22 protein-coding genes are annotated in these 25,249 nt (G+C 45.2%); 9 read left to right on the forward strand and 13 right to left on the reverse strand.

Annotated elements, in window-relative coordinates:
* Window positions 1–46: 46 nt before the first annotated feature.
* Window positions 47–2,215, reverse strand: coding sequence for a transcriptional regulator (locus MHI06_RS21355; RefSeq protein WP_221824348.1), 2,169 nt, complete (start codon window positions 2,213–2,215; stop codon window positions 47–49).
* Between the two features lie 577 nt (window positions 2,216–2,792).
* Between MHI06_RS21355 and MHI06_RS21360 the strand changes: the two genes are divergently transcribed.
* On the forward strand, window positions 2,793–4,847 hold the full coding sequence (locus tag MHI06_RS21360; RefSeq protein WP_340399008.1) for a vWA domain-containing protein: 2,055 nt from the start codon (window positions 2,793–2,795) through the stop codon (window positions 4,845–4,847).
* Window positions 4,848–5,028: 181 nt separating this feature from the next.
* On the opposite strand, the gene MHI06_RS21365 is transcribed toward MHI06_RS21360, so the two are convergent.
* From MHI06_RS21365 to MHI06_RS21380, 4 genes are all read right to left on the reverse strand, one after another.
* Window positions 5,029–6,018, reverse strand: coding sequence for a serine/threonine-protein kinase (locus MHI06_RS21365; protein ID WP_340399009.1), 990 nt, complete (start codon window positions 6,016–6,018; stop codon window positions 5,029–5,031).
* Window positions 6,019–6,318: 300 nt separating this feature from the next.
* Window positions 6,319–7,188 carry an alpha/beta hydrolase gene (locus MHI06_RS21370; protein WP_264928185.1) on the reverse strand — a complete coding sequence of 290 codons (870 nt, stop codon included), beginning with the start codon at window positions 7,186–7,188 and terminating at the stop codon, window positions 6,319–6,321.
* A gap of 210 nt (window positions 7,189–7,398) precedes the next feature.
* Entirely contained in the window at window positions 7,399–8,052 is a 654-nt protein-coding gene (locus MHI06_RS21375; protein WP_340399010.1) for a ribonuclease H family protein, read from the reverse strand.
* 124 nt (window positions 8,053–8,176) lie between these two features.
* Window positions 8,177–8,665, reverse strand: coding sequence for a HEAT repeat domain-containing protein (locus MHI06_RS21380; RefSeq protein ID WP_169481226.1), 489 nt, complete (start codon window positions 8,663–8,665; stop codon window positions 8,177–8,179).
* Window positions 8,666–8,872: 207 nt separating this feature from the next.
* Between MHI06_RS21380 and MHI06_RS21385 the strand changes: the two genes are divergently transcribed.
* On the forward strand, window positions 8,873–9,505 hold the full coding sequence (locus tag MHI06_RS21385; RefSeq protein ID WP_340399011.1) for a DUF421 domain-containing protein: 633 nt from the start codon (window positions 8,873–8,875) through the stop codon (window positions 9,503–9,505).
* Window positions 9,506–9,648: 143 nt separating this feature from the next.
* Here the strand turns inward: MHI06_RS21385 and MHI06_RS21390 are convergent, their stop codons facing one another.
* Complete coding sequence (locus MHI06_RS21390) at window positions 9,649–10,416, reverse strand: ABC transporter ATP-binding protein (protein WP_169481228.1); 768 nt, start codon at window positions 10,414–10,416, stop codon at window positions 9,649–9,651.
* Between the two features lie 2 nt (window positions 10,417–10,418).
* Entirely contained in the window at window positions 10,419–11,528 is a 1,110-nt protein-coding gene (locus MHI06_RS21395; RefSeq protein ID WP_340399012.1) for an iron ABC transporter permease, read from the reverse strand.
* A gap of 133 nt (window positions 11,529–11,661) precedes the next feature.
* Here MHI06_RS21395 and MHI06_RS21400 point away from each other — a divergent pair, with 133 nt between their 5' ends.
* The 4 genes from MHI06_RS21400 to MHI06_RS21415 all read left to right on the forward strand — a co-directional run bounded on the left by MHI06_RS21400 (window position 11,662) and on the right by MHI06_RS21415 (window position 15,582).
* The gene (locus MHI06_RS21400; RefSeq protein ID WP_340399013.1) at window positions 11,662–12,726 is read left to right on the forward strand and encodes an ABC transporter substrate-binding protein; all 1,065 of its coding nucleotides are present in this window, start codon (window positions 11,662–11,664) and stop codon (window positions 12,724–12,726) included.
* Window positions 12,727–12,884: 158 nt separating this feature from the next.
* Window positions 12,885–13,331 carry a MarR family transcriptional regulator gene (locus MHI06_RS21405; RefSeq protein ID WP_340399014.1) on the forward strand — a complete coding sequence of 149 codons (447 nt, stop codon included), beginning with the start codon at window positions 12,885–12,887 and terminating at the stop codon, window positions 13,329–13,331.
* Between the two features lie 56 nt (window positions 13,332–13,387).
* Complete coding sequence (locus MHI06_RS21410) at window positions 13,388–14,251, forward strand: alpha/beta fold hydrolase (RefSeq protein WP_340399015.1); 864 nt, start codon at window positions 13,388–13,390, stop codon at window positions 14,249–14,251.
* 125 nt (window positions 14,252–14,376) lie between these two features.
* Window positions 14,377–15,582 carry an MFS transporter gene (locus MHI06_RS21415; protein WP_340399016.1) on the forward strand — a complete coding sequence of 402 codons (1,206 nt, stop codon included), beginning with the start codon at window positions 14,377–14,379 and terminating at the stop codon, window positions 15,580–15,582.
* A gap of 95 nt (window positions 15,583–15,677) precedes the next feature.
* On the opposite strand, the gene MHI06_RS21420 is transcribed toward MHI06_RS21415, so the two are convergent.
* Window positions 15,678–16,130: an Lrp/AsnC family transcriptional regulator gene (locus MHI06_RS21420; RefSeq protein WP_133385636.1), complete on the reverse strand. Its 453-nt coding sequence runs from the start codon at window positions 16,128–16,130 to the stop codon at window positions 15,678–15,680.
* Between the two features lie 170 nt (window positions 16,131–16,300).
* Here MHI06_RS21420 and MHI06_RS21425 point away from each other — a divergent pair, with 170 nt between their 5' ends.
* Window positions 16,301–17,485, forward strand: coding sequence for a serine hydrolase domain-containing protein (locus MHI06_RS21425; RefSeq protein ID WP_340399017.1), 1,185 nt, complete (start codon window positions 16,301–16,303; stop codon window positions 17,483–17,485).
* Window positions 17,486–17,541: 56 nt separating this feature from the next.
* Here MHI06_RS21425 and MHI06_RS21430 read toward each other — a convergent pair whose 3' ends face one another.
* The 5 genes from MHI06_RS21430 to MHI06_RS21450 all read right to left on the reverse strand — a co-directional run bounded on the left by MHI06_RS21430 (window position 17,542) and on the right by MHI06_RS21450 (window position 22,785).
* Complete coding sequence (locus MHI06_RS21430) at window positions 17,542–18,903, reverse strand: amino acid permease (protein WP_169481233.1); 1,362 nt, start codon at window positions 18,901–18,903, stop codon at window positions 17,542–17,544.
* A 587-nt stretch (window positions 18,904–19,490) separates the two neighbouring features.
* Window positions 19,491–20,189 (reverse strand): RNA polymerase sporulation sigma factor SigK, encoded by a 699-nt coding sequence (gene sigK / locus MHI06_RS21435; protein ID WP_062329827.1) that lies wholly within the window; start codon window positions 20,187–20,189, stop codon window positions 19,491–19,493.
* 130 nt (window positions 20,190–20,319) lie between these two features.
* Window positions 20,320–20,499: a hypothetical protein gene (locus MHI06_RS21440; protein ID WP_340399018.1), complete on the reverse strand. Its 180-nt coding sequence runs from the start codon at window positions 20,497–20,499 to the stop codon at window positions 20,320–20,322.
* Between the two features lie 85 nt (window positions 20,500–20,584).
* Window positions 20,585–21,832 carry an MFS transporter gene (locus MHI06_RS21445; RefSeq protein ID WP_340399019.1) on the reverse strand — a complete coding sequence of 416 codons (1,248 nt, stop codon included), beginning with the start codon at window positions 21,830–21,832 and terminating at the stop codon, window positions 20,585–20,587.
* Between the two features lie 26 nt (window positions 21,833–21,858).
* Window positions 21,859–22,785 carry an ADP-ribosylglycohydrolase family protein gene (locus MHI06_RS21450; protein ID WP_340399020.1) on the reverse strand — a complete coding sequence of 309 codons (927 nt, stop codon included), beginning with the start codon at window positions 22,783–22,785 and terminating at the stop codon, window positions 21,859–21,861.
* Between the two features lie 500 nt (window positions 22,786–23,285).
* Between MHI06_RS21450 and MHI06_RS21455 the strand changes: the two genes are divergently transcribed.
* Together MHI06_RS21455 and MHI06_RS21460 are read left to right on the forward strand one after the other, a co-directional pair.
* Window positions 23,286–23,954, forward strand: coding sequence for an HAD-IA family hydrolase (locus tag MHI06_RS21455; RefSeq protein ID WP_169481237.1), 669 nt, complete (start codon window positions 23,286–23,288; stop codon window positions 23,952–23,954).
* Between the two features lie 47 nt (window positions 23,955–24,001).
* The gene (locus MHI06_RS21460) at window positions 24,002–25,174 is read left to right on the forward strand and encodes a mannitol-1-phosphate 5-dehydrogenase (RefSeq protein ID WP_169481238.1); all 1,173 of its coding nucleotides are present in this window, start codon (window positions 24,002–24,004) and stop codon (window positions 25,172–25,174) included.
* The last annotated feature ends 75 nt before the right edge of the window (window positions 25,175–25,249 follow it).

A 25,249-nucleotide genomic window follows, 5' to 3' on the forward strand; every position in this document is an offset into this window, starting at 1 on the left:
TGAAGAATTATATTCAATATTCAAAACTTGTGACTACTCCAGCCTCTTACACTTTCATCGCACTGGTGCCTTTAGTAATCATGACCTCCAGGTTCTTCACGTTGCCGTTGAATACCAGGTCAATGTGGCACATATTGCTCTTCTCATCGATGATAAAGCTCATGTCGTCACCTTCCTGAATGATCGAATTGATCGACCCTCGGGTTCCCAGCCACCGGCTCTTCTGACTGCTCGGATTGTTGCTGAAGAATTTGACGATATTTTCATGCTTGAAATCACCCGTCTGGAAACGGAGCAAGCGCTCAATGTAAGTACTTACGAGTGTTTTATACAAGGAATCAAAGCCATCTTCGGACATCGCCATGCTTCTCGCTTTGTATACCGTGATTCGCTTGATGTCGCTATCCTGGATTTGGGCATTTTCCGATGAGAAAATAAATCCAAAGTTTTTCCGGTTAATCGAATCCTTGATAGTGTTCGTGAATCCGGAGATTTCTTTGGTCATCGTAGTCACTACACGCAGACTGTTATCGCCTGCTTCAATATCAAAACGCACACCTGGATAATCCCGGTTCACGGTTTTGAATGCACCTCGTAGATACTCAGGGCACTGATATGCAGCCACAATTCCGGCAGATACATAAGACGCACCCACATAAACGCCTTCAATCCACAGCTTCAGAATGTCTTCTTTCTCCTTGGAAAGCTCCACACCATTCTCCGTCTGGAGCATACGACTGTCGATCACGACACCCGATTTCTCTTTCGGAATGATGGTGAAATTCGGAGCACTTGGAATGGCGAATTCGCTGTAGTCCTTGCGAGTTAATACCGCGCATTTATCAATATATTTATCGATGCCTGCGGTAGCCATGCTGCTGAATGTAGTCTCTTCTCCAGATTCAAAGCTGAAGAATACTTGTACTTTGTAGTCTTTAACGACTTGCAGAAGCATCGACAAGGATTCCATACTGTTTCCGTCTTGTTTAACCACTTTCTCATTACCACGGAAACGGGCACGACTGACTTGAACTTGTCCCGTATTCTCCAGTTCAACGGAAGGAACAATTCCGAACCAAATGGTGTCGGTAAAATCATTCTTCGCATTGACTGTGTTGAGATAGGTCTCCAGCCGCGGAATGTTACTGCTCTTAACAAGCATATCCAGCTTGGCATTGGCAATCAGCATGGAAGGCAGCATGCCTTTGTTTTTGGTCGCATATTGATCAAAGAACATTTTGACACCCAAAATTTTCTCTACCAGCGGTTTTACGGTTTTCACAAAGTCATCCTTGGCGTTCTTGTAAAATTCCAGGTATGTATTGTAATTCTGTACTTCAACTGCCGTATCCACATCCGTCTGAACCGCAGGCAGTGGGCAGAATGTACGAACGACCAGATCCTGTACATACGGTGAAGGCGCCTCAGAGAGTGAATCATAATCTTCGGCAAACACCTGAGTCAAATCTGTGCTTGTCGACTCATCCAGAAGCATCAACTCGTTGTTATCACTCTTTGGAGCTTCGATGATTTTCAATTCTCCGCTCTCACCAATCGTGAGTTGTCCTATCTGAATCGCTTCGGAAGAAGTTTCTTCTTGAGCACGGCCCAGCAACAAGCGGGTTTTGATATCTTCGATGGCCAGTGGCAGCATGGCCATAACATTGTTATAGTTCCGGCTGGCATCTTCAAACATGACATTAAGTTTATCCCCGATATCCAACTTCTTCGGGTCCCCGTCATCCAGCTTCTCATGCTGGCCGTACATGTAATGAATTTCTTTCCGTACCTGCCGAATGTCATCCATAACCTTTTTCGGTGAGATCATATCGAGCAAATTTTCAAACTTGAAATCTACATTCGTAATCCCCTGACTGCGTTTGGTATCGATCAGGGTAAACAGCATTCTCAGGAAGTCATTGCTATGATCAATTTTGATCTCAGAGATTGCTTCGTCCGGAATCCCTTCCGGCTTTTTGAGCGTATACATGACTTTCTGGTTTACCGCATTGAAAAAGGAATACACACTGGGAGAAAACTTGTCCAAAAACTCGTCGAAGCTTCGTACAAGCAGGTGTTCATTGATCTCCTTGATCTTGTCATCATTCAGACTGTCGATTCCTTTTACGTCACCGACAATCGTGATCAAATCCATTTTCTCCGGATTGATCTCTTCAAAAAGCATCGTTCGGTTCGTTTGATTAATAATATCCATTCAGGCAACATCCCCCTAATGATGGTTCATTCGGGCGAATGCTTCCCCCCCTCCATCAATTTTTGACACTCCGCACGCACTATCAGCCTTTAGTCATGATCTAAGAGAATCATCTTCTCAGGCGATCACAAGTCCAATAGAACGAGCTGTCAACATATGACTGGAACTTATGTACCAGATTATGCCGTTTGCTTTGGAGATTTATGGAATTCATCTTAATCATCAGCGATATGTTTTGTCAATATTCCCCTATATAGGTCTAAAAGCTCATTTATGTGACTTCGATATACCTATAGAACTATTTTCCGAATTTCGCTTCACTTCCCTTCGAATCATGCCGATGATAAAGAATATCCTATAATCTGGATGATGTTCAATGATTTAAAACTAGTGGAGTTTTCCCCCTAATTAAAAGGAAAGCACCTTAACTTATGCGGTGTTGCACTATTCTTCACTTATCAAAACTACGCATAACGGGGTTTTATCGTGTAGAAACAAAATTTTTTCAACAAAAATCAGTTTGACATCAAAAAAACAATTGCAGTACCCAAAACAGGAAGGAGATTCAAAGCATCGTATGATATTAATAAAATTCAAAAAAGCAATTTTCACTCTCTTGTTCATCAGCTTTTTAATTCCAGCATGGGACATGGGGAGCATATACGCTGAATCATCTGTCAAGACCCAGACGTATGAAGGCCTCGATGCCATGTTTGTCCTGGATGTTAGCTACTCCATGAATGAGACCGACAAAGATCGCATTGCCGAAGAAGTTATACATATGTTTATGGATATGAGTAGTGGACCTAAGACCCGATTGGGATTCGTAGCTTATAATGACAAGATCACTTCATCCGTACCACTGATGGATATTTCATCCTCTGGAGCTCGTAATAATCTTCGTAGCCGTGTGGATGGCTTAAAACGTTCAGGATATACAGATCTCGGACTCGGCTTACGCCGAGGTGCTAGTCTGCTTGAACAATCGCAGACGGATAAACGTAAACCATTTATGATTTTGCTCTCGGACGGAGAAACGGATTTGCGAGGATCGACGAGCAGAACACCTGCTGACTCCTCCAAAGATGTGGACAAGGTTATTGAGATGGCACAGCAAGCTGGTTATCCCATCTATACTGTGGGACTAAACCGCGACGGTACGGTTAACCCGGCAGAATTGGAGCGTATCGCCAAAGAAACAGGTGGTTCTTCCTTTATCACGGGAAGTGCGGACGATCTGCCTGAAATCTTCAATCGTATTTTTGCAGATCAGATTCAATCCGTTCTTGTATCTGTAGCGGCCGTAACTGCAACAGGAGCAATGCAGGAAGTAACCGTGGATATTCCTAACTCCAGCATGGCGGATGCCAACATTATCATGCTCTCTGATCATGCTGTCTCCGAAGCTCAGCTCTATTATCAGTCAAGCAATGTCAGCTTCATTCGGTCTGATAAATATGCTCTGATGAAGATCATTCGTCCGGTCAAAGGACAGTTCAAACTGAAATTCAAAGGCCGTAGCGGTGATCTGGTGAAGATTAACCTATTAGGGAACTACAACGTCTCTGCGGTCGCTAATATGGCAACGGAGCAGCCAGTCAAGGGGAAGAGCGTCACATTTGAGGCATCACTCTACGATCAGGCTGTGGACCCTAAACCCATTAAGGACTTGGATGTGTACAAGGGACTGGAAGCGGAACTCATTGTAACTCCATCTGATGGAAAGACAGAACGTATCCTTTTGACCAATACAGGTAGCGGATTTACGGGAAAATACACTTTTCCCAAGTCGGATCTGTATACCTGGGGACTGCGGATCGACGGTCCAGACTTTTATCGGGAAATTACTCCGGTTGAAGTAGACATTACGAATCAAGCACCCGTAGCCACCGGTGAATCCATGGTGTTATCCAAAGACGACAGCAATACAGATGTCGACCTGAACAACTACTTTAAGGATGCCAATAATGATCCATTAACGTATGTCCTTGCAGACGGTGGAAGTGAGCGCAAACTCGGAGATGCCGTCATTGAAGGTAACCTGTTGCGATGGTCTTCTCTTCACACTGGAAGTTCAACGATCAAGGTGACAGCAACGGATTCTGAGGGAGCAAGTATAACTACGGACATCTCGTTGCAAATTCATTCTTTACGTGAAAAGGTACTGCTATATACAGGATTAGGCCTGCTTCTTGCTGGTGCTATTTTCGCACTGTATTGGTTCGTATTGAAGCCAAAACCCGTATTTCGCGGAAGACTGGAAGGATACTTTCTAGCTACAGCGAACGGCGAGGATATACCGGTGACCAATTGGCCTCTCACTTCATTGGAACGCCGAAAAGTAAGTCTCAGTGAACTGTTTGATCGCATGGACATCGGGGTCAAAGTACCGGAAGCGGGACGAATCTGGCTGGAAGCGGGTAAGAAAGAAACGTTATTGATACGGCACGATACGAATTGTACGGTTGTCCGAGGCCGAACGCCAGTGAAGCGCAGACACACGGAAGCTATGGAGTACAATGAAAAGTTGTACATTACGTTTGAGGATGGCGTTACAGAGATCGAAATTCGTTACAAAGCCATCAAACCAAGTACCAATATCTATGTAGGACAAAAGAGAGATCCACAGTAAACTACGTCTTAACGAAGTGGAAATGAAGCACGCTGATGCGAGTTCTCTCTGAAAATATAAAAGAAAACAAGCCAGTTCTTACCCTTGAAGGGGACGAACTGGCTTGTTTATGTTGTTCATACATATAAATGCTATGCTCTCATTTAAGTGCATTCACTTTATGAACACAGGTCATGACTGCTTACGCCGTCTCATGTTGCTTTTTCGGCTCCACTTCATAGACCTGCGTATGTTCATTCTCGACCAAAGACCATTCCACCGTACCTGGTTTGCGAACTTTCCATACCCAGGCTTGAACTCGGAGCGAGCTTCTTACCCAAGCCAGAGAAGCACAGCGTTTCTCAGAACGCACCGACAGTCCCCAATGAATAACATGAGCGAGCCATGGGTTCACATATTCATTATGTGAACGAACAGATGGCAGTTCATCCTGGAACAACCGCTGCTTCACATCCATAGGTGGCTGCCCGCATGTCCAATAATGGAGCAGAGCCGCCAGGCTATAGATGTCCGACATAGGTCCCTGACTGGATTTTTCTGAATAGAACTCCAGCGGGGAATAACCTGCTGATGTAAATATGGCCTGTTTCTCTCCGGATTGCATAGGCCAACGGGTAGCTGAGCCGAAGTCCAGAAGTTTGGGTGTACCGTCCTCCATCACCATAATGTTGGAAGGTTTCACATCCCGGTGAAGAATGCCTTGCTTATGTATATAATCCAATGTGTCCACCAGTGGAAGCAGCGTCTCCGTTATGAATGCAGCATCGAGCGCATGATTGTGTTCATTCAGATACTCGGTCAACGTAATCCCTGTGCAGTATTCCATAACCAGATACCCCGTATCATTCGCTTCAAAATGATCCAAATACGAAACAATATGAGGATGATCCAGTTTTGATAATAGTTCACCTTCGAGCAGAAATGCAGTCAGCAACTCCTGATATTGCCCGCCATATCCCCGCGATGAACAGAAGACTCCCCGCTTGTCTGCCTGACGTTCAGCCAGTCGCAGTGGGAAGAATTCCTTAATGGCTACCTTGGCACCTGTGTTACGATCCCGCCCTGCATATACAATAGCCAACTCACTGCTGGCCAATACCTGTCTCACCTGATATGTATCATTTATAATCACATTGCGTTGCAATGCCATTTTGCAATTGTCTTTTCTCATAACAGACCTCTTTTCAACCTTGTCGATCGGAAGACTTTCCGCGTAAATGCATCATTTGGTCCAGCCAGTAAGCAATTCATCGCCAACCATCTATATAAACCAAATGATGCAATTCGAAACACCCCTACGCGAAATATTTAAATATTAATAATATCAAGCTTTCTACGATCTACTACTAATCCCTGTTCACACTATTATATAGAAGAAACGGATTCTCTTATATAGAGTATCGACAGATGGGATGAATTACTTTATTAAACTGGAAAAATACATTTCTCCATTCAGCTCTTGCAGCTTTTTTTAATAATTTTTCTGTAAAAACTGCCCTATTTCCTTGTTCATTTGAACCAATACGTCCTGTGAAGGAAAATGTCCTGTATCATACTTGATGGCTTGAACATTTGGAATAATCTTTTGAGCCCGTTCAATACACTTATCCGCTGGGAAAAATACATCCTTCTCCCCCACCAATAATAGGGTTGGTGACGTGTAGTTCACCAGTTCTTCCCGCTCCGTGAGCTTGGGCAGATCCTGATCTATGCTGACATATTTAAAAAGTTTGCCGATAATGTTTTTGTCCATTTCTTTCATGCAGTTGCACGACATGGTGTCCGTAATTTTTTGCAAAGAAGATGGTGAAGACGTCATGCGGTACTTGACGAGCGGCAGCGTGATATCCTGAGCTGTTTTGATTTTGGAATTGACAGCGAGACCCGCAGGAGCAACCAATACGGAGCACGAAATGCGTTCCGGAATATAGGTAGCCAATCTGAGGATAATGCCTCCTCCAAACGATGGACCGATAAACGCACTCTTTTCGATATCATAGTGATCCAGCAGATCCGACACCCATAATGCCAAACTATCAAACCGTGTCGAGATGCTAGCTTCCTCACTATAGCCGGGATGACCAATCGTATCAGGAGCAATAATCCGGTATTCTTTAAATAAGGAAGAGAACCATGACAACGTCATCGGATTCACACAATTACCGCCCTGAAGAATAAATAACGGCTTGCCATCTTGAGGACCTGTCAATAAAACATGGGTCTTCCCAAAACGTGTCTCCACATACTCCCGTGTAAATCCCTCACCCAACTCATTCAAATAAATCTCATACTCTTCAAGAATGCTACTCTTGCCTTCTTCACTTCTATAAATGGAACTCATGTCTGCCTCCTGCAAAATATACTCAAATAACCCATTCTAGTGAATGGACTTGCTAATCAATGGACCAAAAAGATAAAGAGGGCCTGCAGATGACAGGCTCCTCCATATGTTTAACTAATCATATTCAGATGATTATAGAGCGGAAACTGGAAATTGTAAATATCGATTCTAATAGACAAGAAATAAAGGAGGCATCTAAAAGAAAAATACTTACTTTCGACCGTAATCTGCCTTGATTTCGCCCCACTGTTTCGTCTGCCATTTCAGCACTCTATTACTGTACGTATTCGCCTGAAGCCACTGCTCCGCACGTTCAATCATCAGCCAGATTTCTTCTGTGGAGTTGTCTCTTGCTAACGTCGTGGCTACTTTTTTCTGCTTCAGCCATTTCATGGCATTGACCGAGTCAGTATACACCGTTTTGGTACTGCCTTCTTTCTTCAGATGTGCGAGGGCATGTACAATGGCCAAAAATTCGCCCAGATTGTTCGTGCCTTTGGAGATCGGCCCTACAGAGAAAATAATCTCACCTGTGCGGGTGTCTACACCTTTGTACTCTACAGGCCCGGGGTTACCGCGTGTACCTACATCAACAGAGATGCTGTCGTAATCCACTTCTTCCGACGTTTCCATGCCTGCGCTTCTTCCGCTACTAGCGGACTTCGTCTTCGACGCTCCGCCTGCACTTGAACCCCAATTCCCTTTCCATCCTGCACGATACGCTTCTTCTGCAGCCGCTTTCGATTCATACGATTTATATTTTGCTCCGGTATAATGATCCGTCTGCGCTTTGCAATCTGCCCATGTGCTATATACGCCAGGCTTCTTACCTTCCCAGACAACATAGTATTTCTGTTTCGCCACTGTGACCCGCTCCTTCATTTGCTTCATCAATACCCTATTGTAAACGATTGGGAGGTCGGAATGAAAGCAGTGGTTCGTCCTTTTGAAGAAAGAAGGTTATGAAAACTCTCCTATGTCTGGAGGATCACCCCCATGTTCTCAACATTTCTAAAGCTACTTCCAAAAGCTTGCTTTGATTGTTTTGCATTTGTAGTTCAATTATTTGTTGATACCTAAGTATTTGTGAATCTGTTAGCCTATCCATCGCTTGCTCCAATAACATGAATGACTGCGCACTCACTTCCAGACTGGAATCCCCGATAAACGGGATGATGTTCTCTATATGTAGTATGTAGTCCAGGTGTTCAAGAGCGTATAACAATGTGCCTCTGCTGCCCAAAGTCTTGGGGTCTGTTATGACTTCCACTAATGGCTCGACTGCTCGATTATCTCCAATGTCAGATAAAGCGATGGCAATTTCATTTCGTAATACATTGTTTTCTGTAGATTTTAAAATCTCAATCAGAAAGGTTAATTGAGATGTATCCTTTTTCTCACCAATACATGCTACTTGTTGGATAGCACCTTCCATATCTCCTTTAGAAAGCATTTCTTGTATTATGTTCGTATACATCGTACGTATTATCACTCCTCTTTTGTTATAAGAAAGGACTACTTAAATAACATCGGTAATTTCCTTATTTTAGGATGTAGGATAATAGTCCCTTTATTATGGGACTATTTCACTTCATCCTCTTTCTTCCTTTCAATTGCATAATTCACCCAACTCCAGAACAGCCTAAGAAGCACAGAACATACTGGAATAGAAAGGAATATACTTATGGACTGGATATGGAAATCCGTTTTACTTGTACTTATCGGCATGATTCTGTTGCGAATTGCAGGACGTAAGTCGATCTCGCAGATGAGTGTCGCCACAACGGTCATCATGATCTCCATCGGAACAACGATTGTGCAACCCATCGCGAATCATGAGCTTGGCAAAGCGATTGGATCGGCATCGGTATTCATCGCAACATTGCTTGTGGTGGAACAGCTACAATTGAAATTTAATGTTTTTGAACGGCTAATGAGTGGCAGTTCCAAAATGGTGGTAGAGGACGGGAAGGTCATTATCCCGAATCTGAAAAGTATGCGTTATACGATGGATCAGCTGGAGATGCATATGCGGCAGAACGGAATTACAAGTGTAGACGATCTGGAGACGGCAACGGTGGAACCCAATGGTCAACTCGGTTACGTGCTAAAACGACATGCTCGTCCCGTGACGATTGGAGATCTGGAAGAGATACTACGAAACTATACGATTACAGGTAGTAGTCCAACAACAGGAGATCAGCCGCAACAACACAATAGCAGCAAGTCATCCACAAACAGCGATAACTCCACAGACATTTTCCAAGAAGTCAGCAAAGGTGCTCATGCTCAGCCCGTCGACCCGAAGCTTCAATAGACGCGCCCTAACCCCATCAAAAGAACAAAAGACCGGCCCTGCGAGCATGCAATAACATCGCTCCAACAGGTACGGTCTATTTTTACTTCATTTGATTATTTGCAAGATTACTCCACGTCATCCAACCGAAGATATAGTCGTAATCAACGTGTACTCAGATAAGCGATGCCCAAGCCGCCTGTAACCGGGTTCTTATAAATTTCACAGTCTACATCAAATACCTCACCAATCATCTCGCGAGTCAAAATATCAGCCGGTTTGCCATGTACCACAATCTGGCCCTTTTTCACCACATAGAGATAATCGCAGTATTCTGCGGCGAGTTCGAGATCATGCAGCGCTGCCAATATGCCAATGCCGAGTCCACGGACAATATTCAGAATTTGTAGTTGGTATTTGATGTCCAGATGGTTCGTCGGTTCGTCTAGAATCAGGAATTCAGGCTGCTGTGCCAGCACACGTGCCAAGACCACACGCTGTTTCTCTCCACCAGACAGAGACACGTAATTGCGGTCTGCATGTCCAGTCAGATGTACTTTTTCCAGAGCCTGCTCCACGATTTCGTGATCCCGTTCATTATCCGTCTCCAGCATTTTTTTATGTGGGGTACGACCCATCATGACCATCTCGCGCACCGTAAAATCAAAACTCAATTCATTAAATTGGCCGACAACGCCCATATGCCTGGAAACGATCTTCGGGCTGGATTTGAGAATATCTGTATGATCCAGAAAAACCTTTCCTTGCTGCGGTTTGATTACTTTATAGATGCTCTTGAGCAGCGTTGACTTGCCACAACCATTTGGTCCGATCAGCCCAACGAACTGTTTGCCGTTCACCTGTAAAGAAATGTCCTTGATGATGTCCGTGTTTAGCACAGAGATGGATACATTTTCTACGTTCAGCTTCATGTTTAATTTCCTCCAAAACCGTAGCCTTTTTTGACCAGCATATACATAAACATCGGCGCACCAATCATAGCCGTAATAATCCCGATCGGCAGCTCCACGCTGGATATGAGGGATCGTGCGATCACGTCAGTCCAGATGAGGAAAATGGCTCCAAACAGCACGGATATAGGCATCACTTTACGATGGTCCGAACCCACCAGACCTCTCACAATATGCGGAATAATCAGTCCGACAAAACCAATCATGCCACAGCTTGCCACCAGCACGCCTGTCACCAAAGCCGTTAACAACATGTAAAGTCTGCGATACACACTCAGATTAATACCCAGCGTAACCGCTGCTTCATCCCCCAATAACATCGTATTGAGAACTCTGGACTGCAACAGGAAGAATAGAATCGCCACCAGCACGACGATACCGACCAGTGGAAGCTTGTTCCATCCGGAAGCAGCGAGGCTACCCATGGTCCAGAACGTCACCGTTTTGATGCCTTCGGCATTGTTGGCAAAATAAATAATAAAATTGGAGAAGGCGCTGCACAACGCGTTAATCACCATTCCGGCAAGCACCAGCTTGACTGACGTCATTTTACCCCGAATTCCCGCGAGGGTTAACACCAGCAAAGAGGCCCCCATCGCTCCGGCAAATGCCCAGAAAGCCACACCGGTCTGGCCCAGCCAGCCAATCGCACCGAAGCCAATGAGAATGGCAAAAGTCGCTCCAAGTGAAGCGCCTGAGGATATACCCAGTATGTAAGGATCAGCTAGCGGATTCTGCACAGCAGCTTGCATAACAGCACCGCACAAGGCCAAGCCTGCACCGATAAACATCGCCATCAGCACACGCGGAAAACGAATCTGCCAAATGATGTCAGTAAAGGATCCCGCCTCAATGGGTGTTGCCCCCCACTGAAATCCCGTTAATTTGTATAAAAGAATACGATATGACTCCGCCAGCGGAATACGAACCTGTCCAATGGAAACCGCGATTCCTACGGAAATAAGCGTAATAATAATTAAAGCTGCAATCAGTAAGGCAAATCCGGATTTACTATGAATCAAAGACTCTCTTTTCCCCTTGCGCTGTGTCTGAACCTGAACCGTCTGTGCCATCTCTTCCCCCATCAATTCGCGTAAAATGTAGAATAAATTAATTTTAGCTATTTACAAAGTGTTTTCTCGGATTATAATTGAGAATGATTATCTTTGTCAATTTAAAACACATAGAAAAGGGGTTCATCGTTTAATGAAATTCACATCTAGAACCATTGGCTTCGCTGCTCTAAGTCTCCTGTTACTGCTGCTTGCAGCCTGCTCGAATGCTTCAACTTCTTCCCCTGCCGAAGAAACAACTTCAACAACTAACGCGACAGAAACTTCAGCTCCTGCTGAAAATACAAATAAAACAACGTACCCGCTCACGATTGAGAATTTCACGATCTCGGGTGAGGGCGGCGAGTGGAAACCGAAAGCGCAAGTATTCGATAAAGCGCCTGAACGTGTTGTTGCGAATACCCAATCTGCGGCTGAGATGCTCGTCAAGTTGGGTCTGACCGATAAAATGGTCGGTGTTGCTGCTCTATACGGTTCCGTTACACCCGATGTGGCTGATGATTTCGCCAAAATTCCGGTATTGTCCAAGGATTATGTCGGTAAAGAGCTGGTTGTAGGCGCAAGCCCGGATCTGGTACTCGGACGGGGCGACCTGTTCGCTGATGCCGACTGGGGTGTGGGTACCGTGGATGGATTGAATGACATGAACATCCGTACATTCCTGCAAACGACCAACCACAAAGGTACACTTGACAGCCTGTATAGCGATATCGCACAACTCGGTCAGATCTTCGACGTTCAGGAAAATGCCGCAACATTCACAGAAAGCCTGAAAGCACGTGCCGAAGCGATCAAAGCCAGTGTAGCTGATCAGCCTGAGCACAGTTTTGCCTATATCGTACCCGCTACGGAAGACACGATTACCGTAAGCAGCATGCAAAACGATACGTTTCAACTTGATGCACTCGGCCTGTTGAAGCTGAAAAATACGTTTGATGGTGTGCAAGGTGAAGTTAGTGTAGAGCAGCTGATTACAGCGAATCCGGACTACCTGCTCTTGTCCGCTTATGCCGGTTCACCGGATATCGATAAGCTGATTGAGAACCTGTATGCCAACCCTGCCCTGCAAAGCATGAACGCGATCAAGAACAAACAAATCTATGTGACAGATTTCAGCCAGTTCTGGGGTTATGGATATCAAATTCTGGACGGTATTGAGAAAATGCAATCGGAAATGAAAGCTAATCCGATTAAATAATGGAGCCTCATTAAACGGTTCACGGAGCCTTGGATTCAATAGTGTCCGTGATTAGATATCGAAATCAAACAGATCAAATGAGCAGGAGAAGACATTCTCACTGCTCTTTTTTTTTTGCTGCGCGTGCCAAAAGTCATGGAGCAAAGCTTGACATTAGTTTGATAACAAACTATATTACACGTATGAAAACAAGAGACGCTATTTCACTCATATCCAAAATTAAAGAGAAGGTCAACCGCTTTATCCTGGCCGAGATGGCTGAGCAGGGAATCCAGGATCTCGCTACGTCCCACGGGGATATTATCTATGCCCTGTACAACAATCACAGGATGACCATGGCTGAGATTGCCAAAAAAATTGGCAAGGATAAATCCACGGTGACTGCACTTGTGGACAAATTGGTGCGGACAGGATACGTCGTCAAGGAGCGTGATGCAACAGATTCGCGAGTTGTTCATGTGGCTTTGACTGCAAAAGGCGAAGAATTAAAGCCCGTCTTTGAAGAGATATCACAACGCATACTGGATGTGTTCTATACGGACGTTACAGAGACGGAGAAAAAAGAACTGCTTCGAATTTTAATGAAAATTCATAGCAACTTTTAATTTTTTTGGAGAAATAGTTTGACATAAAATTAATAGTTCAGAGGAGTTTTTTTGGTATGACAGACTACACTCGATTGTTACCTGAACATGAGGTAAAGAAGATCGGAGAACATGATTTACACTTGGAAATATTCGAAGGAACCCCAGTTCATGACGCCGAAGCAACAACGAAGAAGCCACCTCTCCTGTTCGTTCACGGTGCATACACAGGCAGTTGGATGTGGAGCAAATATATCCCCCACTTTGTCCAGCACGGTTGGACCTGTTATGTCATGAACCTGAGAAGTCACTACAAGAGTCGGGTCATGGACATGACAAAGATTACGTTTGACGATTATTTGGAGGATATTCGTGAAGTGTTAGCCGGGATCAACGAACCTCCCGTTCTTATTGGCTTTAGCATGGGTGGCATTCTCAGTCAAAAGATTGCAGAAACCGTTATTCTTGCAGGCCTGATTGTAATCGACTCCAGTCTGAGCAAGGAAGTCCATGAGCTAATCCCCTACCCGGAAAGCAATCGAATCACACCTGGGATCATCATTCCTGCACCTGTCCGTGATGAGCTGACCAGTATAGATGAGACGGCAGATGACATTGCTTTTCAACGTAAATATCTTCAGATGGAGTCTTCGAAGGCATTTAGCACATTTTCCGTGATGTTTGGAGCAGATGGCGGTGTATCCATTAATGGCGACCTGATCCATTGCCCCAGCTTGGTGATCAAGGCTGTTTCTTGTGAAGACGAAGATCAGAGAGGCAAATTAACTGCCAAGCAGCTGCATGCTGAATATGCCGGACTGTGGGATACGACCCATACGGGTTTACTAGTAGGCCAACGGTACATGGAAGCTGTCGATATCATTCTTAAATGGTTACACAGACAGCAATCCTTTGAATTAACGGAGAACCTTGCAAAATAAAAAAAATACCATGTTAAAATCTCTTTTTTACCTTTAATCCTGTATGCAAAAGTTTGTTTTTCTAAGATAAGCTTATATGCATAGTTCTGGATAGGATTAAACGATAAGAAAAGAGGTTTTTATTCATGTCCGTTAACACATCCCTCCCAAAGCAAAGGGAGCTGACTTCCATATCTTCAGAACGCCTTCCGTGGGCTGGGCTACTTGCTTTAGCCATGGCTGGATTTATTTGCATCCTCACTGAAAGCCTACCTGCAGGACTGCTACCGCAAATTGCAAAAGACTTGGGGATCACAGAAGCCCTCACCGGACAGTTGGTGACTCTTTATGCCATTGGATCACTTGCTGCTGCCATTCCTTTAACTGCTGCTACACGTGGATGGAGACGCCGACCTCTACTGCTAGTATGCATTAGCGGCTTTCTTGTCTTTAACACTGTCACCGCCTTATCCTCAGATTATATCCTGACACTTGCTGCTCGTTTCTTGGCCGGGGTCTCCGCGGGTGTGTTATGGGGAATGACAGCAGGTTATGCTCGTCGGATGGTCTCTGATTCGTTAAAAGGTAAAGCCATGGCTGTGGCTATGGTCGGCACACCGGTGGCATTAGCCCTGGGTGTCCCAATCGGTAGTTTTCTCAGTTCTTATATCGGCTGGCGCCTCATCTTCGGGATTGTATCTCTTCTGACCGTAGCTTTAATCGTATGGGTTCTCTGGAAAATGCCGGATTTTGCAGGAGAGCCAGCTGGGGAACGTCTTCCGCTCCATAAGGTATTTTTGATTCCGGGAGTTAGGCCCATTCTGTTTGTTGTTCTGGCCTGGATGCTTGCGCATAATATCCTTTACACCTATATTTCTCCCTACCTTGCCCAGACCATATTTGCTAACAGAGTAGACTTGATTTTACTCATTTTCGGTATTACTTCCATTGTGGGAATTTGGTTAACCGGAATGCTCATTGACCGATCTTTGAGGAGATTAGTTATCGTCAGCCTGGCAGCATTCGCTTTGGCGTCTGTCGTGATGGGAATCGGTATTCATCAACCTATGATTATTATCCTTGGCATCATGATCTGGGGACTTACGTTTGGCGGGGCGGCGACACTGCTGCAAACTGCCATTGCCCAAGCCGCGGGTAAAAGTACAGATGTAGCTCAATCGATGCTGGTTACAGCATGGAATGTGGCGATTGGCGGAGGGGGAATTATTGGCGGCATTCTTCTTGAGGTATTTGGAGCCGGTTACCTTCCCGGATCACTGTTTATCCTGCTGATTCCTGCTCTAATCGTAGCTATGCGTGCTTATAAATATGGATTTCCCAAAGGAAATTAACAGGAAGGCAGTTGTGCATGAGTTGCAACTAGGACGAAAGAGGAGTTCACTTGATGTGGACTCCTCTTCTGTTTTTCATTTAAGACACCACAATCTTATTCTGCCTGTGCCAGTAGATTCGGCCCTTCCATGAGATTTTTATGTGCAATCGGAGAAGACATTGTAATTAAGGTCATGTAAGTACCGTATGGGTCACACTTGTTCTCGAACTCTTCGAGTCCCTGGATCGTGTCTGTAAGGATTTTCAGCAAGTAGTTATACTCCCCACTTATCCGATAACATTCCACGACTTCAGGTGACGCACGGCAAAAATCGAGGAAGGGATAACAATCCCGTGTACGAAAAAGAACATATGCCGTGCTCTGCTTGCCTAATTTGGATGGGGAGATTACCGTACGATATTCCTCGATAACCCCCTTTTCTTCCATTCGTTTGACTCGTTCAGTAACAGCCGGTTGAGATAATCCCACCAGTTTGCCTAGTTCAGTCATGGATAATCTCGCCTGATTCTCCAAATGAAACAGGATATGCTGATCTATTTCGTCCATCTAATCCACTCCTTTAAATACATAAGATATATTTAACAATTACCTTAAGTATACTCGCTAATTCATTATAATACCTTTAATAATGCATGTAATACAAGATCAATCATTTATATAATAAACACAGTTATCATGTGTAATCAATCACATCTTTTAATGAGAGGAAGATAGAAATGGGAAAAGAACACCTAACAACATTGCATACTTATGTGGATCAGGCCATTGACCGCGCTCTAAGCGAAAAAAGAATCGTAGGAACGGTTGTACAAGTTGCTTTAAGAGGGGAACTGATATACACCCGGGCTGCTGGTTTCGCGGACAGGGAGCAAAAGCGCACCATGTCGGAAAACGCTCTGTTTCGACTTGCTTCCGTAACCAAACCTATTGTATCGACAGCAGCTCTGGCATTGATCTCACAAGGAAAGCTGAGTCTGCATGATCCGGTGACTCGCTGGCTGCCTTCATTCCTGCCCAAACTTGCCAATGGTCAAGAAGCCCCAATAACGATTCATCAGTTGATGACGCACACTGCTGGCTTAACATATCGTTTCTTCCAAGAAGATCAAGGAACTTATGAACGTGCTGGGATCTCGGATGGAATGGATTTATCCGGAATTAGTCTGGAGGAGAATCTCCGTAGGCTCGCTTCTGTTCCTCTTTTGTATGAGCCAGGACGCATGTGGAGATATTCCATTGCGACGGATGTACTCGGAGCCGTTATTGAAAAGGTAACCGGAATGTCATTAAGAGAAGCTGTTCAAATGCTGGTTACTCATCCACTTCACATGACGGACACTGATTTTGTTGCGGTGGATTCGAATCGGTTAACGGCTGCATATGCAGATGGTTCTGATGAACCTCGTCTTCTTCATAATCAGTTGGAGCAGGTTCCTTTTATTGAAGGTACTGCCGGTTTCCAGCTTGCCCCCAACCGTGCGAATAATACTTCCGCTTATTTGTCAGGCGGAGCCGGTATGGTTGGAAGTACCGGAGATTTTCTGACTTTACTTGAGACATTGCGGCAAGGGGGTAAGCCTATTCTTACGGAAGCTATTGTCGCCGAGATGTCCAAGAATCAAATCGGTGAACTCGTGATGCCGTATTGGCCGGGAAGAGGATTTGGCCTTGGTTTTACAGTACTTAAAGACCCCGTTGCAGCCGGTACACCGGAATCAGCAGGTACGTGGCGAATGGGTGGAACCTATGGTCATTCCTGGTTTGTCGATCCTAAAGAAGAACTTAGTGTTGCAGCATTCACCAATACGGCACTTGAAGGGATGTCGGGTCAGTACACCACCGATATCTGTGATTCCATCTACGCCGGCATTCGTGAAAGCAAAGAAGCTGCAAGAATGTGAATACAAATAACCGCCCAATCTCATTGGGCGGCTTTATTTCGCAGCGAAGGTAAGACCTACTGTCTGGTACTGCTCAAGTTTCTCTTTTTGAAAAGGTAGATGGCAGCAACCAGGATAAACCAAACCGGTGTGACAAACAGTGCTACTCGCGTATCATCAGCCAATGCCAATACCACCAGCACGAATACCAAAAACGCCAGGATCAAGTAGTTGGAGAACGGATATAGTGGCAGTTTGAAGCGACTACGACTCGCCAGTTCCGGCTGAGTACGACGATATCTGAGATGACAGATCACCATGATGCCCCAGACAAAGATGAAGCACACAGTCGACACGCTCGTGATCAGCGTGAATACGCCCTCTGGCATCACATAGTTCAACACAATCGCGATTAATATAACAATCGTGGAGAAAAACAGTGCGTTGGAAGGAACTTTCCTTTTATTCAGTCGTGCAAATGACTCAGGTGCGTTGTGATCTTTTGCCATGGAGAATATCATACGGCTTGTACTGAAAATGGCACTGTTACATGCTGACGCTGCGGACGTCAGTACCACGAAATTCACAATGCCAGCGGCGGCCGCAATACCTACAGCTGCAAACACCTGTACAAATGGACTTTCCGTAGGAACTATAGCGTTCCACGGGTAGATGCTCATAATAATCAGCAATGCGCCAACATAGAAGAGTAAGACCCGAATCGGGATCTGGTTAATCGCTCTCGGAATAACTTTCTCCGGGTTCTCCGTCTCCCCCGCTGTCAGTCCCACCAATTCCATGCCTACAAAGGCGAACACCACCATCTGGAACGATATGATGAATCCATGCAGTCCATTCGGGAACCATCCCCCATGACTCCACAGATTGGTGAAACTTGCTGGACCTTGATCCGTGGTAAAACCTTTGAAAATCATATATAAACCTACAACAATAAGTGCCAGAATGGCCACGACTTTAATTAGAGCAAACCAGAATTCCATCTCACCAAACAGCTTGACTGTCGCCAAGTTCATGATTAGCAATATGACCAACGCAATTAACCCCGGCATCCACTGAGGTACATTCGGAAACCAAAACTGCGTATACAATCCTACGGCGGTAATGTCGGCCATGGCAATGGAGATCCAACAGAACCAGTAGGTCCATCCTGTAATAAATGCCGCCATATTTCCCAGGTAATCACGCACAAAATCGACAAAGGAATGATACTTCAAGTTGCTAAGTAGCAGTTCTCCCAGTGCACGCATGATCAGGAACAACACAACACCCGTTATGATGTAGGCCAGCAAAATGGATGGTCCTGTTAGTTGAATCGTTTTGCCTGCTCCGAGAAACAGCCCCGTACCGATTGCCCCTCCAATTGCCATCAGCTGCACATGCCTGTTTTTTAAGCCTCTTGTTAACGTTTCTTCCTGCATGGTAACCCACCACTCTCTTTCTGCACATGCTCTCTACGATGCAAAATATTATTACTCATCATATAATAATCTGCTCAGAATACATATCCTTCATTTATATATTTTTTTACACAGCAAATAGGCCGCCTTTGTAAAAGGTGACCTATGGATATGTACACGTTTATCATACATACCTAATGAAATATATTAAAATATAAACCAAGCATAGAACAGCAACGACTAAAAAGGTAATTGCTAATGAGCGTTCGTTTTTCCAAATTCGAATCGCATTAGCAACACTAATCATCAATAACGCAATAAAGTTAATAACACTCGAATACGATTGAAACGTGTTGAAAACAATCATCATAAATCCTACGATCCAGATTAACAAAAACCACAGTGGAGTTTTCAGAAAAAGCTGCTTCATTATGATTTACTCCTTATGTATTAAATTGGTTTGTTTCCAATATATTCTTTAACAGAGAGGTGCATTCCTTTATTCAGGTTATAAATTAATCGATTTAATATTATTTATATCCAATTTTAAGCATCTTCACAGTAAAAAGGGCTCCCACGAATAAGGTGCCCTCTGGTGTGTTCAGCTATTATTTTTGCTTATAAAACTCATGATACAGCTTCATTAACGCACGCTTCTCAATCCGCGATACATAAGAGCGTGAAATGCCCAGTTCCTTGGCAATCTCGCGTTGAGTTCGTTCTTCCCCACCTGCTTCCAGGCCGAATCGACCGATTACAACTTCCTTCTCCCGATCATCCAGGATGTCGAGATTGCGATAAATTTTGCTTTTTTCAATCTTGAGCTGCACTTTATCTACAACGTCGTCGGCTTCCGTTCCGAGGATATCGATTAGCGTAATTTCGTTGCCTTCTTTGTCCGTACCAATGGGGTCATGCAGGGATACGTCTTTACGTGTTTTCTTTAGGGAACGAAGGTGCATAAGTATCTCGTTTTCAATACATCTCGCTGCAAACGTAGCGAGTTTGGTTCCTTTGCCTTGTTGAAAACTTTCGATGGCTTTGATTAAACCAATGGTTCCGATGGAAATCAGATCTTCCTGATCTTCACCCGTATTGTCGAACTTCTTGACGATATGCGCGACGAGGCGCAGATTGTGTTCAATGAGCAAATTGCGGGAGTGGGCATTGCCTTCAGCCATGAGGCGTAAATGTTTGGCTTCATCATCCTCAGCCAGTGGCTGGGGGAACGCATTATTTTTGACATACGAGACGAGTAACGTTAACTCTTTAATGAATAGAGCAATTGCGGTAAACAATCCGGGCACAGATGACACCTCCTGCAGTTTTACAACGATCTGGCCTGAGCACGTGTGGGAACAGGGTCGATCTATTGTATGTAGGCAGGGGCCCAGAAGTGCACGTACACTTGAAAAAGAGGATGAACTTGCGAAGATTTTATACACTCACGGAAACAATCGAGCCCACCTTCTGAAGAAGGAGAAATTCTTTCTCGACACTTTGAATAAAATAATTTCTCTCGCCAAATATGACGACATCATTCTCGGCTAATGGAACATCACTTTTGAAATAAATGAAATTATCCGTTTCCCGAAACGCACCTTTGTAGTAAAACATCCTATCCCTCTCCCACTAATCGATATTAGAAAAAACCTCCACTCCCACATGTTGATGCAGGAGCAAAGGCCTCACATTCCAAATTCTAATTCACCGGCGCTGACTCCACAGCATCCGGGAATTCCGGCAAGCGCTGTTTGCGCTCCATCGCCAAACTGATGAACAACCCTAGCAAGCCTAACCCGGCAATAACTGCTGCATACAAAGGTACCGATATAAGACCCGTGTGGGTAATTGCATACCCGCCCAGATACGCACCGCCTGCATTCCCCAGGTTAAACGCGGAGTGACTTGAGGTTGTCGCCAGCAGCGGCGCTTCACGGGTCATATTCATAATTCGAATCTGCAACCCTGGCATAATACCAAAGGCCGCAACACCCCAGAAGAATATGGTGATCACCGCGAGATAAGGATTGTCCAGCGTAATCGTAAGTGCTGCCAGAAGAACAGCCAGTACCCCAAAGTTGACAATCAACGAAGGCATCAGCTTCCAATCCGCCAGACGACCACCAACCATGTTACCCAAGGTAACGCCGAAGCCGAACAGTACCAGAATCCAAGTCACATTCTGCTCGGCAAAACCACTGATGTCCACAAGCATCGGGGTGATGTAAGTAAACACTGTGAAGAGACTGCCACAGCCCATCGCGCCAACGATCAGGATCAATAGTACTTGTGGACGCACCAGGTTCCGGAACTGCTGTCCGAGATTAGCAGGTGCACCTTGAGGTAGGATGGGAATGAAACGAATGATACCCATTAACGAAATGATGCCCAGAATTGTAATCGCCCCGAAAGATGACCGCCATCCGAGCTGTTGTCCGATAAATGTACCGAACGGAACACCAATGATGTTAGCGATCGTAAGTCCTGCGAGAACAACGGATACAGCCCCTGCCCTTCTCTCGGGCGCAACAAGTCGCGTCGCCATGATTGAACCTACACCGAGGAACGTACCATGGGCAAATGCTGTTAATATCCGTGCCGAGATTAACAACCCGTAGGTGGGCGCAATGACAGACAATGCGTTCCCGATAATGAAAATGCACATCAGCAGAACCAGCAGTTTTTTCTGCGGAATCTTGTGTGTAAATACGGTCAATATCGGCGCACCTACCGCTACACCAAGTGCATATCCCGTAATGAGTTGTCCTGCCTGTGGAATGCTCACATTCAGATCTGTCGCCACATTAGGCAGCAGGCCCATGATAATAAATTCAGTCATACCAATTGCAAAAGCGCCTATCGTCAGGCATAACAGGGATAATGGAAATGCCCCTCTTTTACCGGACTGTGAAGCCTGTGGTTCTGTTGTGTGTCCTGTGGTGCTCATAGATGTTCTCTTCTCCTGTCTCTTTATCAACGATTTTCTGTCGCCTTCAACCACAAGGCATCTGTTAATTGATCAAACGTTTCACGCATGGCCAGCTTGTCCAGCCAGTGTGCCGGAATGCCGCTTAGCCCGTAATAAGCACCTGCGATTTGTCCGTACACCGCACCCGTGGTATCCGCATCATCACCCAGATTAACAGCTAGCAACGCGCCTTCCTCAAAACTTGAGGATTTATGGAACGCCCATAATGCTGCTTCAAGTGAACGAACCACATAGCCACTGCCCTTGATTTCGGGCGGTTCTTTGCTCTGATACGAACCCCTGACAACCTCTTCAATTGCGGGGGAAAAAGTAAGCTCTTCCCTCCACTGTCGACATGTCTCCGGCATCAGCATGACGTTCTTGTCCGCTCCACGCAGGCCAGCAACAAGTATCGCAGCCAGTACTTCACATGCCTCCACACTTTCCGTTGCAGCGTGTGTTGTACGGGAGCTAAGCGCTGCATAATGAACCGCCTCCTTCGGACGTTTCGCGTAAGCCAGCACGATAGGCGCAAGTCTCATAATAGAGCCATTGCCCGCCGTCATCGGGTCCATTGATCCGCTGTAGGCTTCTCCGGTTATAGCAAACCTCTCCAACGCATTTCGTGTGGCCCCGCCAATGTCGAAGCAATCGCCTGTGCTGCTCATATACCCCACTTTGTACCAATTGGTATATCTGCGCATCTGATCTGCCGGATCGAAGTTTTCATTACGTACCAGACTTTCTGCCAGACACAAAGCCATGGATGTGTCATCTGTCCACTGTCCAGCCTCCAGCCCAAATACGCCGCCTCCCACGATATCGGTAACAGGTTCGAACGTGCCTGGACTACTGAATTCCACCGTAGTTCCCAACGCATCACCCGCTGCAAGCCCGATGAAGCAGCCATTGAAACGGTCTTTTTGCAGCATGTTTATGTTCCTCCCTCACTCCATATACTTTCAGAATCTTTATTCCATTTTCCCACAGGGATTCATCAGACGTAAAGCTAATAAATCCAAAACTTAAGCTCCATTTCTTCTATTATAAAAGTGTCGAAAGCTGTTGAACGGTTAGATCATCAAATTTTCATAAAAAAAGTTTTATTTTATTATGCTGAAAAAACAGTTTATTCAGTACACCGCTTACATGTAAAGGGCTTAACGGTTTGCAACGTCCATCATTTTCAGAAAATACGTCATCCATGTGAAAATTTTCAATGTAAACTATCATGACGCGCTTGACCCTTCAGTTTGTCCTATGTTACGGTTTTATTAGCTTCAACGCATATTTTTTCCCAAATTAATATTCATTTTCGATCTTTTGCGTCAAGTAACATTCCGCAGGTTAATGAATATACGGGAATGAATTTGCAGAAAACTTTCATTTTATTCTATCCCCAAACTAATTCTGAAACAGGAGGAACAAATTTATGATTAAGGCACTGGTGTTTGATTTCGACGGAACGATTATTGATACAGAGACAGCGTGGTATATTGCTTTTCGTGATGCTTACAAGGAACACGGCGTGGATCTAACCCTGGAGATGTATTCACAATGCATCGGTACCAGTCTGAAAACATTTAATCCGTATGAGTACCTCATCACAGATTTGAATCTTCCGATCGATCGGGAAGCGTTCAGGGAGTCTGTTCAGTTGCAGCACGCTGCATTGATGAACAAAGAGGTGGTCCGTCCGGGTATTCAGAATTACCTTGATGAAGCACGCAAAGCCGGACTAAAACTGGCTGTAGCATCCAGCTCCAAACGGGAGTGGGTTGAACAGCATCTAGAACAACTAAAACTGAAAGATTATTTTGAAGTCATCCGTACCGCAGATGATGTTGCGAATGTGAAGCCTGATCCGGAACTCTACAATCAAGCGCTTGAAGCCCTTGGAGTAACTGCAGACGAAGCCGTAGCGATTGAGGATTCACCTAACGGCGCGCGTGCAGCTGCTGCGGCTGGTATGCACTGCGTAGTCATATCGAATACCATCACAGGAACACTGGAATTCGATATGCCTCACCAACGGCTGTCTTGCCTGACCGACCTTGCATTTAACGATTTGATTTCGAAGCCACTCGTCACTACCGTCTAAGGTCTGCACGAATTTCGCGATTTAATCTTTAAAGGGGGAGTTCACACATGAAAGCTGTACATTTTGGTGCGGGCAATATAGGCCGCGGTTTTATCGGTCATATGTTGTCCGCTTCCGACTACGAAGTCTGCTTTGTCGCACGTAACCCAAAGAAAATCTCCATGCTGCAAGAGAGACAGGAATATCCGATTACCCTGGCTAATAGGGATCAGGATACAACGATTGTCAACAACGTGACGGCTATCAATGTGAGTGAAGAGGATCGTGTTGCTGAAGAAATCGCTTCAGCCGATCTGATCACAACCGCCGTGGGTGTATCTGCACTCGGAGATATCGCCGAGCCGATCGCCAAAGGCATTCAACTTCGCATGAAAAACAATAATCAGGCTCCACTGCATATTATCGCTTGCGAGAACGCCATCGGTGGCAGCACTCGACTGAAGAAACGCATCTATCCATTCCTGGACGAACCAACCCGTAAAAAAGCCGAACGTTATGTTTCTTTCCCCAATGCAGCTGTGGACCGGATTGTTCCGGCTCAAAACCACAAGGACCCGCTGCAGGTCACTGTTGAACCTTTTTACGAATGGGTCGTTCATCGTCCAGCACTTTTGGATGGTTTTAAGAAAATAGATGGCGTCCACTATGTGGATTCGCTTGAACCTTATATTGAGCGTAAAATGTTTACGGTAAATACAGGTCACTGTGTCGCCGCATACTTCGGCTATCTCGAAGGATTCAAAACAATCCGCCAGGTGATGAGTAATTCCACCCTGCGGGCCAAAGTGCGCCATGTTATGGAAGAGACCGGTCAGATGCTCATCCAGAAGCATGGATTCAACGCTCAGAAGCATAACAAATATATCGACACCATACTGGAACGCTTCGCCAATCCTAACCTGACGGATCAGGTCACCCGGGTCGGACGTTCCCCCCTTCGCAAGCTTTCGCCTCATGATCGGCTTGTTCGCCCAGCGATGCAGGCCATTGAATTCGGAATTGAAATTCCTCATTTAACTTCTGCTATGGCGGCCGCAATGCTGTTCAATGACGAACGCGACGAGGAAGCCATGAAGCTACAACACATGATTCGCGAAGATGGTGTCTCCGCCTTCATCCGTGAACGCATGGGAATTCCCGACGAACATCCCGTTCATCAGAATGTGATCGCGCGCTATCAAGAACTCAGAGGGCGTAAGGAATCGACAATACTAACCTGATTAGACCTATTAGGGTTGTTGGTTCGATCCCGCAAACTGAATAGAAGCACGGCTAAGAAGCCGGGAAGAACCTAT

It is taken from the genome of Paenibacillus sp. FSL H8-0079 (assembly GCF_037991315.1).
GTDB lineage: Bacteria > Bacillota > Bacilli > Paenibacillales > Paenibacillaceae > Paenibacillus.

Excerpts from the sequence above, each read along its gene's own strand:
- MHI06_RS21355 (WP_221824348.1), bottom strand. The coding sequence starts at position 2,215 with ATGGATATTATTAATCAAACGAACCGAACGATGCTTTTTGAAGAGATC.
- MHI06_RS21360 (WP_340399008.1), top strand. The coding sequence starts at position 2,793 with ATGATATTAATAAAATTCAAAAAAGCAATTTTCACTCTCTTGTTCATC.
- MHI06_RS21365 (WP_340399009.1), bottom strand. The coding sequence starts at position 6,018 with ATGAGAAAAGACAATTGCAAAATGGCATTGCAACGCAATGTGATTATA.
- MHI06_RS21370 (WP_264928185.1), bottom strand. The coding sequence starts at position 7,188 with ATGAGTTCCATTTATAGAAGTGAAGAAGGCAAGAGTAGCATTCTTGAA.
- MHI06_RS21380 (WP_169481226.1), bottom strand. The coding sequence starts at position 8,665 with ATGTATACGAACATAATACAAGAAATGCTTTCTAAAGGAGATATGGAA.
- MHI06_RS21385 (WP_340399011.1), top strand. The coding sequence starts at position 8,873 with ATGGACTGGATATGGAAATCCGTTTTACTTGTACTTATCGGCATGATT.
- MHI06_RS21390 (WP_169481228.1), bottom strand. The coding sequence starts at position 10,416 with ATGAAGCTGAACGTAGAAAATGTATCCATCTCTGTGCTAAACACGGAC.
- MHI06_RS21395 (WP_340399012.1), bottom strand. The coding sequence starts at position 11,528 with ATGGCACAGACGGTTCAGGTTCAGACACAGCGCAAGGGGAAAAGAGAG.
- MHI06_RS21400 (WP_340399013.1), top strand. The coding sequence starts at position 11,662 with ATGAAATTCACATCTAGAACCATTGGCTTCGCTGCTCTAAGTCTCCTG.
- MHI06_RS21410 (WP_340399015.1), top strand. The coding sequence starts at position 13,388 with ATGACAGACTACACTCGATTGTTACCTGAACATGAGGTAAAGAAGATC.
- MHI06_RS21415 (WP_340399016.1), top strand. The coding sequence starts at position 14,377 with ATGTCCGTTAACACATCCCTCCCAAAGCAAAGGGAGCTGACTTCCATA.
- MHI06_RS21420 (WP_133385636.1), bottom strand. The coding sequence starts at position 16,130 with ATGGACGAAATAGATCAGCATATCCTGTTTCATTTGGAGAATCAGGCG.
- MHI06_RS21425 (WP_340399017.1), top strand. The coding sequence starts at position 16,301 with ATGGGAAAAGAACACCTAACAACATTGCATACTTATGTGGATCAGGCC.
- MHI06_RS21430 (WP_169481233.1), bottom strand. The coding sequence starts at position 18,903 with ATGCAGGAAGAAACGTTAACAAGAGGCTTAAAAAACAGGCATGTGCAG.
- MHI06_RS21440 (WP_340399018.1), bottom strand. The coding sequence starts at position 20,499 with ATGTTTTACTACAAAGGTGCGTTTCGGGAAACGGATAATTTCATTTAT.
- MHI06_RS21445 (WP_340399019.1), bottom strand. The coding sequence starts at position 21,832 with ATGAGCACCACAGGACACACAACAGAACCACAGGCTTCACAGTCCGGT.
- MHI06_RS21450 (WP_340399020.1), bottom strand. The coding sequence starts at position 22,785 with ATGCTGCAAAAAGACCGTTTCAATGGCTGCTTCATCGGGCTTGCAGCG.
- MHI06_RS21455 (WP_169481237.1), top strand. The coding sequence starts at position 23,286 with ATGATTAAGGCACTGGTGTTTGATTTCGACGGAACGATTATTGATACA.
- MHI06_RS21460 (WP_169481238.1), top strand. The coding sequence starts at position 24,002 with ATGAAAGCTGTACATTTTGGTGCGGGCAATATAGGCCGCGGTTTTATC.